Below are 15,327 nucleotides of genomic sequence, written 5' to 3' on the forward strand. Positions count from 1 at the left end.
CGCACAGATTTCGGCTTCACGGCCCCTGGCTGTGCAGATCGCATATCTTGCGCAGCTCACCGCGCCCCCTCGGGCCTGGGCGGGGCACCGGCCCTGAGATACCGCCCCTACCGCGCAGCCCGCGCAGCCCGCGCAGCCCGCGCCTACCGCCCCTACCGAGCCGCCCGAGCGGTGCGGGTCGCGGTCGCGTGCGCTTCGCGCTCGCTCGGCACGAGCGGCACCGCGAGCAGCGGCGCAATCGCCACGGCGGCGAGGGTTGCCGGCACCCCAGCGACCGCGATGAGCGCACCGACTGCCGGCGGCAGCAGCGACGATGCGAGAAACTGCCCGGTGTTCTGAGTGCCAAGGGCGCGACCAGACCACTTGGGCCCAGCGATCTCGGCGACTGCGGTGAAGGCAAGCCCGTTGTCTGCGACGCTCACGCAGCTGACAAGCACGTACGCGACGGCCGCAGGCAGCGCCCAGTCGGCCCAGCCGAATGCGGCAGAAATAACGAGCAGCACCGCACACGCGAGCGCGATCAGCCGAATCGGCCGCAGCCGCGAACCTGCCCTGTCGCTCCACACACCAGCCACGACGCGCCCGCCGGCACCGATGAGCTGCGCAGCAGCGACAAGCGCACCGGCGGCAAGCTCGCTCCACCCAAAGCCCAGCACAAACCACACGAGCCCGAACGACGAGAGCACGAACTGCGGCACGACGAGCAGCACCGAGACAGCGTGAATGCGGGCGAGCGTCCACGACTCGCGGTAGGGGTTGCTGCTCGCAGCCGCGAGCGTCTTCGCCGGGATGCTCGGGTCTGCCACGACCACGGCGCAGGCGACCAGGCTCACGAGGGTGAGCAGGCCGCCGAAGGCGAGCGCCCCCGCGATGCCAAAGCTATTGGCGAGCGCCGGAATGGTAACCGCAGCGACCGCCATGCCGACGGGCTGACAGGTCTGCCTGATGCCCATTGCGAGGCCGCGTCGATCGACCGGGAACCACCCCGCGATCAGCCGGCCGCTCGCGTTGTTAATGCAGGCCGACATCGCGCCCGAGGCCACGAGCGCTAGCCCCAACCACACGACGCCCGAGGTGTATATCGCGGCGCACACTGAGAGGGCGATCGCGAGAGTGGTGAGCGAGAGCCCCGTGATCAGCACGCGTCGCTCCCCGAATCGGTCGGTGAGCGCGCCCCACGCGATCAGGGTGAGCACGAGCCCGAAGTGCGGCGCACCCGCGAGCACGCCGGCGCTCGCGAGACTCATGCCGAGCTCGGCGTGCAGATACGGAATGAGGAAGGCCGGGGTCGCCGTGACGAGTGTGGTCGAGGCCTGCCCGAACACCATCACGGCGAGCATTGCCCACGATCGCGGCGCTATGCGAGTGGGCGCGCCAGCGCCGCCAGCGCCGCTGCCGGCCCCGCCAGCCCCGCCAGACCCGCTACCGATTGCCAAGGGCTTCGTGCACGAGGTCGTAGAGCTTCGCGGTGCCGTCGAGCGCGCCTGCGCCCCGTGCCCGCGCCGCCATATCGGTGAGCCGCGCACGATCGCTGAGAAGGGGCAGTAGGGTGCCGGTCACCCACTCGGGGGTGAGCTCTGCATCGTCGACCATGAGCGCGCCACCCGCGGCGACGACGCCCGCGGCATTTGCTCGCTGCTCTCCGTTGCCGTGGCTGAGCGGCACAAACACGGCTGGCACGCCGAGGCCGGAAAGCTCGCTCACGGTCGTTGACCCGGCGCGCGAGATCGCGAGATCGCATGCTGCGAACGCGAGATCCATGCGATCGCAGTACTCGATCACCCGGTAGCCGGGAACGAGCGGATCCTCGATCTCCGTGAGACCGCCCCACACGTGCAGTACCTGCACGCCAGCGTCAACGATCGCCCTGGCAGAGCTCGAGATACCGCGGTTGATCGCCCGGGCCCCGAGGGAGCCCCCGGTGACGAGCAGCGTCGGGCGCTCGGGGTCGAAGCCGAAGTGGGAGCGGGCCTCGGAGCGCAGCGCCTCGAGGTCTAGGTTCTCGATCTCGGGCCGAAGCGGCATTCCTGTGACCCTGGCGTGCGCGATGGGGGTGCCCGCGAACGTCACCCCGACGAACGACGTCGAGCGGGCGCCGAGCTTGTTTGCCATGCCTGGCTTCGCGTTCGCCTCGTGAATCACCGAGGGCACGCCCTCCTTGGCCGCAGCCCGGTAGGCGGGGGCCGATGCGTAGCCACCAAAGCCGACAACCACGTCGACGCCGCGGTGGCGGATGAGCGCCCGCACCTCGCGAATGGCCCGGAAGTAGCGCGCGGGGAACTTCAGCGCGTAGCCGTTCGGGCGGCGCGGGAACGGCAGTCGCTCGATCGTCGAGAGCTCGTAGCCGCGCTCGGGCACGAGCCGCGCCTCGAGGCCCTCCTTCGTGCCGAGCACCACGATCTCCGCGTCGGCCTCGCGCGCCCGAATTCGGTCAGCGAGTGCGAGCAGCGGGTTCACGTGGCCGGCGGTGCCGCCGCCGGCGAGAAGGTAGGTCGTCATACCTGCTATCGTCCCACGGATAGCGTGCCAGCGAGTTCTTCCTGGTGCAGCTTCGCGTCGCGCGCGATCGAAATCACGACGCCCATCGTCACCAAACACGACACGAGGGCGGTGCCGCCGTAGCTGATCAGCGGCAGCGGCACGCCGAGCACCGGGAAGAGCCTGATGACGACGCCGATGTTGATGAAGGCCTGGCCGACGATCCACACGAGCGCGCCACCGACGACCGCCCTGCCGAAGCGGTCTCGTGCGCGCGAGATAACGCGAAGCATCAGCACAGCGAGCCCAATGAACAGCGCAATGACGAGCATCGCGCCGGCAAAGCCGAGCTCCTCCCCGATGATCGCGAAGATGTAATCGTTGTCAGCCGCGGGCAGCCAGTTCCACTTTGCTTTCGAGCCGCCGAGCCCGACGCCGAACAGCCCGCCGTTCGCGAGCGCCCAGAGCCCGTGCTGCGGCTGCCACCCGAGGTTCGAGTAATCCGAGCCACCCCCGGCGTGCTCGAACAGCCTGTCCATGCGGTTCTCGCTCGTCACGACGAAGAACACGACCGAGATGAGCCCGCCGAGCACGATGATGCCGAGCGACTTCCAGCTCACCCCGCCGAAGAACATCGCCCCGACCACGAGCGCGGCCATGATGATGACGGTGCCGAGGTCGCGCCCGAGCAGCACGAGCCCGAGCGCGAGCAGCGCGCCCGGGAAGATGATCGGAATGAGTTCGTGCGACACCCGCCCAAGGAGCTTCTCTTTCTTCAGGAGCACCGCGCCGATCCACACGACGAGCGCGAGCTTCAGCGCCTCAGAGGGCTGCGCCTGAATGCCCGCAACGAGAATCCAGTTGCGGTTGCCGCCAACGGCGAGGCCGAGCGGGGTGAACACGAGCATCTGCAGCACGAGCCCCGCGCCGAAGAACCACCACGCCCAGCGTTTCCAGAAGTCGAGTTTGCGGGTCGCAGCGAACGCCATGAGCGGCAGCCCGAGCGCAGCGAACAGCATTTGCCGCCAAAACACGCCGAGAAAACCCTGATCTGCCGTGTACGACGTGATCGACGAGGCAGAAAGCACCATGATCAGGCCGATGCCGGTGAGCAGCAGCGTGATGCCCCACAGCATCGCAACGGTGCGATCGTTGCCGCCCTTCTCTGCAGCTCCGAGCGAGATTCGGGTGCCGAGAATCGCGGGGCGCGGCTTCCCGCTCCCCGAGTTCGGTGCCCCGGCCCGCCCGGCCATCGGTTATTCCCGGCCCGCCGTCAGCTCCGCGAGCGCCTCTTGGAAGGCGCGGCCGCGGGCGGCGTAATCGGCGAACTGATCCATCGACGCGCTCGCTGGCGACAGCAGCACCGTGTCACCCACCTGCGCGAGCCGCGCGGCCGCGGCAACCGCCTCGCGCATGACGTCGATCCCGCGCTCGGCGAGCACCTCGGCGACGGGCACTCCCGGCGCGTGTTCGGTGAGGATCCGCAACACTTCCGCACGATCCGCCCCAATCACCACTGCCCCCCGGAGCCGGGCCGCGTTGGCGGCAACGAGTGGCGAGATGTCGACGCCCTTGAGCAGCCCGCCAACGACCCACACGACGCCCTGGAGCGCGCGCAACGACGCCTCGGCCGCGTGCACGTTCGTGGCCTTTGAGTCGTCGACCCAGCGCACCCCGGCGAACTCACCGAGCTGCTGGGCTCGGTGCGGGTCGGGGGTGAAGCTCAGCACAGCGCCCGCGATCTCGGCGGGCTCTACGCCGCGCGAGCGCGCGAGCGCAGCCGCAGCAAGAATGTTCAGCCCCATGTGCGGCTGCCCGATGCCGCGGTTCTCAAGCTCCTCGACGGTGACGAGCTCGAAGGCCTCGCCGCGGCGATCGGCGTGGAATCCACGGTCGATGAGAATACCGTCGACAACGCCGAAGCCGCTCGGCGGCGGCGAATCGAGCCCGAAGCTGATCGCGCGGGCGCCCTCGATGACGTCGGCCTCCTCGACCATGCGCTCGGTCTCGAGGTCGCCGCGGTTGTACACGCACGCGACCTGAGTGTTCGCGTAGACCTTCGCCTTCGCGTCGCGGTAGGCCCCTGCGCTGCCGTGCCAGTCGAGGTGGTCATCGGCGAGGTTCAGGCAGGCCGAGGCGTACGGCGACATCGAGTGCACCCGCTCGAGCTGAAAGCTCGACAGCTCGACGACGAGGGCGTCGTACCCGACGGGGTCGCGCAGCGCGTCGAGCAGCGGCGTGCCGATATTGCCGACCGGGGCGGCGCGCAGCCCGCCGGCGACAAGCATGTGCGCGGTGAGCTGCGTCGTCGTGGTCTTGCCATTGGTGCCGGTGATGCAGATCCAGTCGGCAATCCGGTCGGTCTTATCGCGCAGCCGCCAGCCGAGTTCGATATCGCCCCACACGGCGACGCCGTGCTCGGCGGCCCAGGCGACCGCGGGGTGGTGCGCCGGGTAGCCGGGCGAGACGACCATGAGCTCGGGCCCGAAGGCCGCGAGCTCGGCGAGATGCTCCTCGTCGGAGGGGGCGAGAGCGCGCTCGGCGCCGATGACGTCGAGCAGCCGCTCGCGATCGGCATCAGGCTTGCCGTGAATGACGCGCACGCTGGCGCCGAGCTCGACAAGCGTATCGGCGACCGAAAACCCGGTCGCGCCCAGCCCGAGCACGGCGACGCGCAGCCCCGACCAGTCGTGGTGCCAGCTCGTGAGCGCGTCGAGGCGCTCCGCGACCGCGCTCACTGGCTCAGCACCCATTCTGCGTAGAACGCGCCGATGCCGACGATCGCGAAGAGGCCGGCGATGATCCAGAACCGCACGACGATCGTGACCTCGGCCCAGCCCTTGAGCTCGAAGTGGTGGTGAATCGGGCTCATGCGGAAGATGCGTTTGCCCTTCGTGACCTTGAAGTACACGCGCTGCAGAATCACCGAGCCGGTCTCGATGATGAACAGGCCGCCGATGAGCACGAGCAGCACCTCGGTGCGGGTGAGAATCGCGAGCGCTGCGATCGCGCCGCCGATGCCCATCGAGCCGGTGTCGCCCATGAAGATCTGCGCGGGGTTGGTGTTCCACCAGAGGAATCCGGCGACACCGCCGAGGAAGGCGGCGGCAATGACTGCGAGATCCATCGGGTCGCGCACCTCGTAGCAGCCTGCCTCGCCAGCCGTTGTCGCGCAGTTCTGCGCCGACTGCCAGAAACCGATGATGAGGTAGGAGCCGAACGCGAAGATCGAGGCGCCTGCTGCGAGCCCGTCGAGGCCGTCAGTGACGTTCACGGCGTTCGTCGTTGCAGTGACGATCACCATGACCCAGAGAATCACGAGAATCGTGCCGGCGATCACACCGAGGCTCATGAAATCGAACGGCAGGTCGCGGAAGATCGAGATGTGGGTCGAGACCGGGGTCAGCCCGTGGTGGTCCATGAACTGCAGGCCGAGCAGCGCGAACGACACCGCGATCACGACCTGGCCCGCGATCTTTGCCCAGCCGCCGAGCCCCGCAGAGTTCTGCTTGCGCGTCTTCATGAGGTCGTCGATGAAGCCGACCGTGCCGGCGCCGACGGCCATGAGAATGACGAGCAGCGCCGACGGGGTCGGAGTCTCCCCCATGACGAGCTTGCCGACGAAGTAGGCGAGCACCGAACCCGAAATGAAGATCAGGCCGCCCATTGTGGGCGTGCCGCGCTTCGTCTCGTGCTCCTTCGGCCCGTCGACGCGAATCGGCTGGCCCCACTTGAGCTTGTTAAACACGCGCACGAACACGGGCGTAAACAGCAGCGAATACAGCAGCGAGAATCCCGCAGCGATAAGCATCGCGATCATACGTAGGCCTCCCCCAGGCGATCGCCGAGAGCTTGCAGCCCGGCGGAGTTAGATGACTTGACGAGCACAGTGTCGTCGGCGCGCAGCGTCTCGGTGAGGTAGGCAAAGGCCTCGTCTTGCGTCTCGAAGAAGGCACTCTCGCCATCCCACGAGCCCTCGTTAATGGCGCTGATGTGCAGGTGGCGGGCGTCTCGGCCCACGACCACGAGCTGGCCGATGCCGAGGCGCACCACCTGCAGCCCAATGCGCAGGTGCTCCTCGATGGTCAGGGAGCCGAGCTCGGTCATCGCGCCGAGCACGGCGACGGTGCGACCCGCCGGTTTCTTGATCTGCGCGAGGGTGCGAATCGCCGCGCTCATCGAGTCGGGGCTGGCGTTGTAGGCGTCGTTGATGATCGTGATGCCATCGCGCCCGCCGAGCACCTGCATGCGGCCCGGGGCCGCGAGCGTCGCGGCCTCAAGCACGTCGACGACGGCGTCGAGGCTGAGCCCGAGCGTGAGCCCGATCGCCGCAGCGGCAAGCGCGTTCATGACGTGATGCTCGCCGAGCACGTGGAAACGCACTGCGCGAGTTTCGTCACCGTGGTGGATCGTGAAGGTCGTTCCGGCGGCCGAAGATTCGATGTCGGTCGCGCGTACGTCGGCCTCGGGGTGCTGGCCGAACCACAGCACGCGTGCCGGGGTGAGCTCGGCCATCTGCACAACGCGCGGGTCGTCGCGGTTCAGCACTGCGACCCCGGAAGCGTCGAGGCTCTTCACCATCTCGCTCTTCGCACGGAACGTCGCCTCAATGCCACCGAACTCGCCCGCGTGTGCGAGCCCCACCGACAGCACAACGCCGATGTGCGGCTGCGCCATAGCAGTGAGGCGCGCGATCTCGCCGGTCGCGCTAGCCCCCATCTCGGCCACAAGCGTCTCAGTCTCGGCGGTCGTGCGCAGCATCGTGATCGGCCCGCCGACCTCGTTGTTGAATGATTTCTCGCTCGCAACCGTCGGCCCAAGCGTTTCGGCCATCGCGGCAACGAGGTTCTTCGTCGTCGTTTTGCCGTTGGAGCCGGTGATGCCGACGATCGTGAGCGCCCCGCGCTCGCGCAGCCGGTGCACGACGAGCGTCGCGAGCGCGCCGAGTGCCGCGGTGGTGTCGGCGACGACAATCTGGCTGACGGGAGAGGCCGCGTCGGCGAAGCCGAGATCCGCCGCGCCAAGCTCGCGCTCCACGATCAGCAGCGCCGCCCCCGCGCGCACGGCCTTGCCCGCGAACAGGTGACCGTCGGTGCCCTCACCGCGCCTCGCAAAAAAGAGCTGCCCTGGCTGCACCTCGCGGGAGTCGGTTTGGGCCTCACCCGAAACGAGCGTCTCGCCGGTCTCCCCGGCGGCCACGATCAACGTGCCGGCCATGGCCGCCGCGATCTCGGAATAAGAGAGTTCAATCACGGAAGCAATCCTGCCTCGCGGAGCGCGCCGCGTACCTCATCACGCGCCGAATACGGCAGAAACGCACCGGCGACCTCCTGGTAATCCTCGTGCCCGGGGCCGGCGTACAGCACGACGTCGCCGGGGCCGGCAAGCGACAGCGCGAGGCGGATCGCCCGGCGCGGATCGGCCTCTTCGTAGAGCGTCGCGTGGTTCGCCGAGCGCGCGCCGGCGAGCAACTGCGCGCGGATCTGCTCCGGCGGCTCGGTGCGCGGGTGGTAGTCGCAGATGATCACGGTGTCTGCGCCCGCGGCCGCGATGCGCCCCATCTCCTCACGCTTGGTAGTGTCGCGGTCGCCGTCTGCGCCGAACATGAAGATGATGTCTCCCTCTACGACCTCGCCGAGCGCGTCGAGCATTGCCTCGAACGAGCCGGGCGTGTGGCCGTAGTCAACGAAGAAGCGCGGCCCCGGGCCGCCCTCGGTCATCTCCTCGAGCCTGCCCGGAATGTGCACGGGAATGAGGCCGCGGTCGAGACCAGCTTCGATGCGGTCGAACGAGATACCGGCCTCGTGCAGCATGATGAGCGCGAGCGCCGCGTTCTCGGCCATGAACCTTCCAAACACGGGAACGCGCCCGCGGAAATGAGCACCCTCGGGCCCCTGGAGCACGAACGAGACGCCGTCGAGGCTCTGTCCGGTAATCGCTAGGTGCCAGTCGGCGGTTCTGCCGTATTCGGTGGCGAGCGTGGTCACGGGAACCTGAGACTCGCGCGCGAGCCGTTGACCGTGCGGGCCGTCAACCACAACGACGCCGCGCGCCGCGTGCTCGGGCACAAACAGCGCCGCTTTTGCCCTGAAGTACGTCTCCATGTCGCCGTACTCCTCCAGGTGATCCTGCGAGAAGTTATTGAAAGCGACGACGTCGAAGTGCACCCCGTCGATGCGGTGCCGGCCAATCGCCTGCGCCGACACCTCGATCGCGATGCCCTCGACACCGCGCTCGACCATGCGAGCGATCAGGCCGTGCAACTCCGATGCCTCGGGGCTCGTAAGGTTCGAGACGATAACCTCGTCGCCGATGCGTCGCTCGGCCGTCGAGCTCAGGCCGGGGCGCAGCCCCGCCGCCTCGAGCAGCTGCGCGATGCAGTACACGACGCTCGTCTTACCGTTCGTGCCGGTGATGCCAAATGTCTTCGCCGCGAGGTCATGCGTGCCGTAGACGCGGGCAGAGAGCTCGCCGAGCACCTCGCGCGGGTGACGGTCGATGACGACGATGGGAAGTGCGGTGACCCCGGCGTCTGTGGCGAGCTTTCGCCCCGCCTCGTCGGTGAGCATGGCTGCGGCCCCGCGTTCGAGCGCCGCCGCAGCGAACGCCGCGCCGTGGTGGCGCGCGCCAGGCAGCCCGACGTAGAGGTCGCCCTGTTGCACGTCGCGCGAGTCGATTGTCACGCCGGTTACGGTCACCCCGCCCGCACCCTCGGCCACCTCGATCGGCAGAGCTTCCGCGAGGGTCGAGAGTTGCACGGGCCGTGGGTGTTGGGGTCGGATCGTCAGATCCTCGTTAGAGCTGCTCACGTGAATCAATCCTACCCAGCCCCGCCGAGCTCATCGCCAATCGGCAGCTTGACGTAGCCCGGCTCCGACGGTGGAATGCGGAACTTGCGAATCGTCGACTCCGCAGCGTCGTGAAACGCCGTCACCGCCGCGGCCGTGCCGTCGCCGCCGTGCGGGAAGCCGATTGAGGCGACAATCACGTACTGCGGGTCATCCATCGGAAAAACGCCGGCGAAGCTGTGCACGTAGTCGGTGCGGTAGCCGCCCTGGCCGTCTGATTGCTCTGCCGTGCCCGTCTTGCCGCCGATGCGGTAGCCGGGAATAGTCGCCATGTCTTTCACCAGGCCGTCGGTGCCCGTCGTTTCAAGCATGTTCTGGGTGATCTTTGCGGCCTCTGGCGAAAGCACCTTCACGGGCTTGCCGTGATCGGGGTTTTCTGCTTTGCCTTCGGCAGGCGTGCAGCTCTTCACAATCGACGGCGGGATGCGCACCCCGTCGTTGGCGATCGCCTGAAACACGCCGGCCGTTTGCACGATTGTCGACGACAGGCCCTGGCCGAACATCGTCACGTAGCTCGTCTGCCTGTCCCAGTCGGCGACGTTCGCAAGGGTGCCCGCGTCTTCAAGCGGCATGCCCGCGTTCGTCGGCTGGCCGACTCCGAACTTCGTGAGGTAGTCGTAGCGCGTCTCCGGCGACATGCGCCCGCCGAGCATAGAGATGCCGACGTTTGACGAGTACACGAGCGTTCCCGTCAGCGTCCAGTCAGCCGGGCCGTGCTGGAACCAGTCGCTGAACGACACGCCCTCCTCGGGTTGCCACGAGTACGGGGCGGTCACGGTGCTCTCGGGGGTCGCCTTACCCTGGTCGATGAGCGCCGCTGCGGTAATCACCTTGAACGTCGAACCGGGTTCGTAGGGCCGCACGAACGCCCGCGAGTTGTGTCGGCTGTCGTCGGAGGCTCCGACATCGTTCGGGTCGACCGAGCCGTCTTCTGCCACGGCAATGAGCTCGCCGGTCTTCACGTCTTGAATCACCAGGTAGCCGTATTCGGCGCCCGCGTTTTGCGTTTGTTCGTTGATAATCTGCTGGGCCGCCCACTGCAGGTCGCGGTCGAGCGTGAGTTCGACCGTGCCGCCGTTCTCAGCGCGCTTGGTTTCGACGACACTGCCGGGGAGCTGCACGCCATCGGCGCCGCGCTCGTAGGTCTCGGCGCCGTCGGTTCCCGCGAGGCATTCGTCTTGCGAGAGCTCAACGCCCGCCTGGGCGATCTCGTCTTGCCCCGCGAACCCAACAATGTTGCCGCCGATCGCTCCGTTCGGGTAGACCCGTTTGTGTTGGCTGTCGAATGTGAGCCACGGAATGCGCAGCTCCTTGAGCGCCTGCAGTTGACTGAGATCGATGCCGCGCTTCACGTAGGCGAAGTCAGAGTTTTTATTGACCGCGATTGCGTCGTCGACGATCTGCTTGATCTCGGCGCCGGTTTGGCCGGTAATCGCCCCGATCTCTTCGAAGGCCTGCTCTGCCGTGACATCGATCGTGCCCGCTCCCCGTTCGAGGTCTGGCCTCGTGAAGACACGGCCGTTCTTCGCGGTCACGTTCTTGGGCGAGAGCTGCACGTCATAGCGCTCGTCGGTCGTAGCGAGCACGTCGCCGTTGCGGTCGACGATGTCGCCGCGCACACTCGGGATCGTAATGGGAACCGCCCGCTTCTCACGCGAATCCTCATTCATCTGCGGCGCAGAGATCATCTGCACATCGATCAGCCGAACCATGAACGCGAACGCGGCGACCAAGATGATGCCAAACGCGACAAGGTTTCGCCCGCGCGTGCCACGAATCATCTTCCAGCGCACGTGCCCGTCCTCTCTTCGCGATTCTGCTGCACCTTCGTGCTCAGCGGGTCTACTTTACGGGTCTGCCTAGCGGGGCTGCTGAGCGAGTCTGGCTTAGCGGGTCTGTGGAGCCGGGAGCTTGCCCTGCCACGCGACGGCCTTCGCCGCGTCGGCAACCGGCGCCTGCCCGGCGTCGCGGCTCGTGAGCAGCCCGGCCGCGTCGAGCACGGGGAGCGTCTCGAGCTGCGCGTTCGGCACGAGGTTCTCGCTCGCCTCGCGGGTTGTCGAGTCGAGCGACCCCTGAATCGCGCCGTCGCTCAGCCGCATCGTCGCCGGGGCGACGTTTTGCACCATGCCGAGCGCCGCGGCGTTCGCGACCAGGTTTTGCGGAGAGGCGAGCTTGTCGAGGTTCTGCGACAGCACTCGCTCCACCCGGCCGAGATCGCGCTCCTCGATCTCGAGCGCGCGGCTCTCGTAGGCGCCCTGCGAGACGAGAATGCTCAGCGCGAGCTGAGCCGCGAAAATACCGAGAATCACGCAGACGGCGACGATCGCGCCGACGACCGGGCTCTTTCTGGGCTTTGGCGCAGGCGTGGTGACCGGGCGCAGCCGATCCGCCCGCTCACGGGTCGTCTCTGGCCGCGGGGCGGGCGCTCCTAGCAGGCGGAGCTGATCCAGCTCGACGGGGGCGGTTGCGTTCATGCCACTTCCCTAACTCGCTCAGCCGCGCGCAGCCGCGCGGGAATGGCGCGCGGGTTCACCGCGCGCTCTGCTTCTGTTGCCTGTTCGGCGCCCTTGGTGAGGATCTTGAGCTCGGGGCGATGCTCCGGCAGCTCGACCGGCAGCCCCTGCGGAGCGGTCGACCGGCTGCGCGCCTGGAATGCCCGCTTGACGATGCGGTCTTCGAGCGACTGGTACGACATCGCCACGATCCGCCCGCCGAGATTGAGCCGATCGATCGCGGCGGGAATCGCGCGCTCGAGCGTTGCGAGCTCTCCGTTTACCTCGACCCGGAGCGCCTGGAAGACACGCTTTGCCGGGTGGCGCTTACCGAGCACCGCTGCCGGAGTCGCCTGCTGCAGCACGTCGACGAGCTGGCCCGAGCGCTCGAGCGGCGACACCTTGCGGGCCGCAACGATTGCGCGAGCATAGCGCCCGGCCAGCGGCTCTTCGCCGTAGCGCTCGAACAGCTCTCGCAGCCTGCCCTCAGGCTCCTCGGCGAGGATCTCTGCCGCCGTGCGCCCGCGCGTCTGATCCATGCGCATGTCGAGCGGCGCATCCTGAGCGTAGGCGAAGCCGCGCTCGGCGTCGTCGAGCTGCAGCGAGGAGACGCCGAGATCGTAGAGCGCGCCGTCGAGGCTCTGGGCGCCGGCCTCGCCGAGCGCGAAGTCGATCTCGTCGTACACGGCGTGAACCGGCACGAAGCGGCTCCCGAAGCGCGCGAGGCGTGCGCTCGCGAGCTCGAGCGCCTCGGTGTCGCGGTCGAGCCCGATGACAGTGAGCTCGGGGAAGCGTTCGAGCAGCGCCTCCGTGTGACCGCCCATGCCGAGCGTCGCGTCGATGACGTGAGCTCCTGGGCGCGCCGCGGCAGGCGCGAGCAGCTCAACGCAGCGCTCGAGCATCACCGAGGTGTGGAGGTCAGCTGGGTTGCGGGGGGTGAGATCATTCATACAGCGTTCCCGGCTAGAACATGCCGGGAATCACCTCCTCTTCAATATCTGAGAAGACCGATTCCTGCTCAGTGAGGTAGGTCTCCCACGCAGCCGCATCCCAGATCTCTGCGCGGGAGCCCGCGCCGATGACTGCGAGCTCACGGTCAAGCCCCGCGTAATCGCGCAGGCCCTGCGGAACGGTGATGCGGTGCTGCTTGTCTGGGGTCTCGGGGTGAGCACCCGAGAGGAACACGCGGAGGTAGTCGCGCGCCTGCTTCGAGGTGAGCGGAGCCTGCCGTACTCGCTCGTGCATCGACTCGAACTCTGCCTCGCTAAAGACGTACAGGCAGCGCTCCTGCCCGCGAGTAATGACGAGGCCCTCTGCGAGCTCATCTCGGAACTTGGCGGGGAGAATGAGCCGCCCTTTTTCGTCGAGGCGCGGGGTGAACGTGCCGAGAAACATGGTCCACTCCCCTCCTCCGCCGTTACGTTTCTCCCACGGTACTCCACTTTCCTCCACAATTCACGCAAATGCGGCGCTAATTCAACAAATTGACACCGATTGACGGCTCAACTACTGGTGGAGTGAAGTGGAGGTAATTTCGAGTTAGGTACGTTGTTTTGGGCATGGCAGTACTCGGCGGGGCCCCGAGGGGTGCGCTGTGGGGCCTGACGGGGGCAGCGTGGGGCCCGACCGGGGCGCGCCTGGTAACAGCGGCGCGCCCCGGCCGCCGCCCCGCTACCCGGCTACCCCGCTACCCCGCTACCCCGCCGCCCCGCTACCGAGTTCATGTCAGTTTCCCCGCGAAACCGGCTCTAACGGCCTCAAATCCGGGGGAAACTGACATCGAGTTGCTGCGCGGGCGAATGCTGGCGGGCCGGGCTGTCAGTGGGCCGGTGGACCGGTGGCGGCAGCAGCGGCAGCGGCAGCAGCGCGGGGCCACCGCAAAAAACAATGGGCCGCAGCCGAAGCTGCGACCCATTGGGGAGGAAAGTGGAGCGGAGACCCGCGGCGGGCTATTGACCGCCCATGCGCTCGTCCCAGCGGCGCTCCATGCGGTCGGAGAGCGACTCCTTCGCCGCGGCCTGCTGCCGCGTCTTCGACGCGAGCTGGTCTGGCTCAACCTCGGTGCGCTTCGAGAACATCACGAGCACACCGCCGAGCATGGCAACGAAGCCGAGCAGCCCCAACCAGAGCTGCTGCATGGCCGCACCCCCGATGAGCAGGCCAATGCCCGCGAGCCCGAGCAGCGTGCCGAGCACGAGCGAGCGATAGTTGAACCGACGCGGCACGCCCGTCGACGCAGGAAGCAGATCGGCCTCGCTCTGATAGAGCCTGCGCTCCATCTCGTCGAGCAGCCGCTGTTCATGTTCTGACAGCGCCATGATGCCCCCTTCATCTATAAGAAAAGTCTTTCCTACCATTTTACGACCACTGCTCCCAGATAGGCTAGTCGGGTGGACGAAACGACGAGACTCGCAGGCCTTATACAGGAGCGACTGAACGACATCATCGACACGCATCGAGCCGAACTGGAGCCCCTCGGCCCCGATGCCGAGCCGCTGCTCGATGAGGTCACCAGCTTCCTGACCGGCGGCAAGCGGTTCCGCGCACTGTTTGCGGTGCACGGGTACCGAGCCGTGAAGCCACTCGCTATCGACGGCCCGGTAGACGCTGAGTTTGGGGCCCTGCTCGATGCGGCCTGCGCACTTGAGCTCTTTCACGCGGCCGCGCTGATCCACGACGACGTCATCGACCGTTCCGACACCCGCCGGGGCCGACCATCGGTGCACCGCTCGTTCGCGCGATTGCACGAACAGCACGGCTACCGAAACGCTCCCGACCACTTCGGCATTTCGGGCGCCATTCTCACGGGTGACCTGCTGCAGTCGTGGTCTGACGAACTGATGGCGAGCGCGTGCGACGCGATCGACGATCGCGCCGCGGCCCGTGCCACCCGCGCCCACTTCAACCGCATGCGAAGCGAGGTCGCGGTCGGTCAATACCTCGACGTGCTCGAGGAGCAGCGCGGTGGCTTCGCCGAACACGCAGAGCAGCTCGACCGCTCCACCCGTGTGCTCGTCTACAAGTCGGCGAAGTACAGCGTCGAGGCCCCACTACTCATTGGCGCGGCGCTCGCCGGAGCCTCTGATGCGCAGGAGGCCGCGCTCGCGGGGTTCGGCCTTCCCGTTGGCGTAGCCTTCCAGCTACGCGACGATTTACTCGGCGTGTTTGGCGACGAAGAGATCACGGGCAAGCCGAGCGGCGATGACCTCATCGAGGGCAAGCGCACCGTGCTCGTTACGCTCGCCCGCGAGGCACTGCCGGGCACTCAGCGCCGCATTTTCGACGACCTACTCGGCACCGATCTCGACAAGGAGCAGGTCGCAATGCTGCAGCGCACGATCCGCGGCAGCGACGCCGATCAGCAGGTCGAACGCATGATTAGCCGCAACATCGAGCGGGCGCACCGCGCCCTGGCCGACGCGAACCTCGACAGCGCCGCTGCCGATCGGCTGATGAGCCTCGCCGACCGCGCCGCCAGCCGCGATTCCTAAACCGCCGCGCTGAGCAGC

Annotated in this window: 13 protein-coding genes; 1 reads left to right on the forward strand and 12 read right to left on the reverse strand. The window is 67.6% G+C overall.

Translation table 11 applies throughout. The features are described from left to right. Positions 1 to 152: 152 nt before the first annotated feature. The 12 genes from ABD115_RS08485 to ABD115_RS08540 all read right to left on the reverse strand — a co-directional run bounded on the left by ABD115_RS08485 (position 153) and on the right by ABD115_RS08540 (position 14,136). The gene (locus ABD115_RS08485) at positions 153 to 1,436 is read right to left on the reverse strand and encodes an MFS transporter (RefSeq protein WP_343960233.1); all 1,284 of its coding nucleotides are present in this window, start codon (positions 1,434 to 1,436) and stop codon (positions 153 to 155) included. Beyond that, a complete protein-coding gene (locus ABD115_RS08490) occupies positions 1,423 to 2,499 on the reverse strand; it encodes a UDP-N-acetylglucosamine--N-acetylmuramyl-(pentapeptide) pyrophosphoryl-undecaprenol N-acetylglucosamine transferase (RefSeq protein WP_343960235.1) in 1,077 nt (358 codons plus the stop codon). Before ABD115_RS08490 ends, ABD115_RS08485 begins: the two co-directional genes overlap by 14 nt. A gap of 5 nt (positions 2,500 to 2,504) precedes the next feature. Continuing rightward, entirely contained in the window at positions 2,505 to 3,731 is a 1,227-nt protein-coding gene (locus tag ABD115_RS08495; protein WP_343960237.1) for an FtsW/RodA/SpoVE family cell cycle protein, read from the reverse strand. A 3-nt stretch (positions 3,732 to 3,734) separates the two neighbouring features. Beyond that, entirely contained in the window at positions 3,735 to 5,216 is a 1,482-nt protein-coding gene (gene murD / locus ABD115_RS08500; RefSeq protein ID WP_382388682.1) for a UDP-N-acetylmuramoyl-L-alanine--D-glutamate ligase, read from the reverse strand. Beyond that, a complete protein-coding gene (mraY, locus tag ABD115_RS08505) occupies positions 5,213 to 6,298 on the reverse strand; it encodes a phospho-N-acetylmuramoyl-pentapeptide-transferase (protein WP_343960241.1) in 1,086 nt (361 codons plus the stop codon). The genes murD and mraY overlap by 4 nt, the downstream gene beginning before the upstream one ends. Next, positions 6,295 to 7,731 (reverse strand): UDP-N-acetylmuramoyl-tripeptide--D-alanyl-D-alanine ligase, encoded by a 1,437-nt coding sequence (locus ABD115_RS08510; RefSeq protein ID WP_343960243.1) that lies wholly within the window; start codon positions 7,729 to 7,731, stop codon positions 6,295 to 6,297. The genes mraY and ABD115_RS08510 overlap by 4 nt, the downstream gene beginning before the upstream one ends. Then, positions 7,728 to 9,287, reverse strand: a complete 1,560-nt coding sequence (locus ABD115_RS08515) for a Mur ligase family protein (RefSeq protein ID WP_343960246.1) — start codon at positions 9,285 to 9,287, stop codon at positions 7,728 to 7,730. The genes ABD115_RS08510 and ABD115_RS08515 overlap by 4 nt, the downstream gene beginning before the upstream one ends. Before the next feature lie 11 nt (positions 9,288 to 9,298). Further along, complete coding sequence (locus tag ABD115_RS08520) at positions 9,299 to 11,119, reverse strand: peptidoglycan D,D-transpeptidase FtsI family protein (RefSeq protein WP_343960248.1); 1,821 nt, start codon at positions 11,117 to 11,119, stop codon at positions 9,299 to 9,301. 93 nt (positions 11,120 to 11,212) lie between these two features. Next, positions 11,213 to 11,800 (reverse strand): cell division protein FtsL, encoded by a 588-nt coding sequence (gene ftsL / locus ABD115_RS08525; protein ID WP_343960250.1) that lies wholly within the window; start codon positions 11,798 to 11,800, stop codon positions 11,213 to 11,215. After that, on the reverse strand, positions 11,797 to 12,768 hold the full coding sequence (rsmH, locus tag ABD115_RS08530) for a 16S rRNA (cytosine(1402)-N(4))-methyltransferase RsmH (RefSeq protein WP_343960252.1): 972 nt from the start codon (positions 12,766 to 12,768) through the stop codon (positions 11,797 to 11,799). Before rsmH ends, ftsL begins: the two co-directional genes overlap by 4 nt. 13 nt (positions 12,769 to 12,781) lie before the next feature. Continuing rightward, on the reverse strand, positions 12,782 to 13,213 hold the full coding sequence (gene mraZ, locus ABD115_RS08535; RefSeq protein WP_343960254.1) for a division/cell wall cluster transcriptional repressor MraZ: 432 nt from the start codon (positions 13,211 to 13,213) through the stop codon (positions 12,782 to 12,784). Between the two features lie 554 nt (positions 13,214 to 13,767). After that, positions 13,768 to 14,136, reverse strand: coding sequence for a DUF3040 domain-containing protein (locus ABD115_RS08540; RefSeq protein ID WP_343960256.1), 369 nt, complete (start codon positions 14,134 to 14,136; stop codon positions 13,768 to 13,770). Positions 14,137 to 14,208: 72 nt separating this feature from the next. On the opposite strand from ABD115_RS08540, the gene ABD115_RS08545 reads away from it, so the two are divergent. Further along, positions 14,209 to 15,309 carry a polyprenyl synthetase family protein gene (locus ABD115_RS08545; protein ID WP_343960258.1) on the forward strand — a complete coding sequence of 367 codons (1,101 nt, stop codon included), beginning with the start codon at positions 14,209 to 14,211 and terminating at the stop codon, positions 15,307 to 15,309. Positions 15,310 to 15,327 lie beyond the last annotated feature (18 nt).

Origin of the sequence: Leucobacter albus, assembly GCF_039528015.1 — a bacterium.
In the GTDB taxonomy this organism is placed as follows: domain Bacteria; phylum Actinomycetota; class Actinomycetes; order Actinomycetales; family Microbacteriaceae; genus Leucobacter; species Leucobacter albus.

Coding starts and splice junctions, on each gene's coding strand:
- ftsL (WP_343960250.1), bottom strand. CDS start 11,800: ATGAACGCAACCGCCCCCGTCGAGCTGGATCAGCTCCGCCTGCTAGGA.
- mraY (WP_343960241.1), bottom strand. CDS start 6,298: ATGATCGCGATGCTTATCGCTGCGGGATTCTCGCTGCTGTATTCGCTG.
- ABD115_RS08540 (WP_343960256.1), bottom strand. CDS start 14,136: ATGGCGCTGTCAGAACATGAACAGCGGCTGCTCGACGAGATGGAGCGC.
- ABD115_RS08490 (WP_343960235.1), bottom strand. CDS start 2,499: ATGACGACCTACCTTCTCGCCGGCGGCGGCACCGCCGGCCACGTGAAC.
- rsmH (WP_343960252.1), bottom strand. CDS start 12,768: ATGAATGATCTCACCCCCCGCAACCCAGCTGACCTCCACACCTCGGTG.
- ABD115_RS08495 (WP_343960237.1), bottom strand. CDS start 3,731: ATGGCCGGGCGGGCCGGGGCACCGAACTCGGGGAGCGGGAAGCCGCGC.
- mraZ (WP_343960254.1), bottom strand. CDS start 13,213: ATGTTTCTCGGCACGTTCACCCCGCGCCTCGACGAAAAAGGGCGGCTC.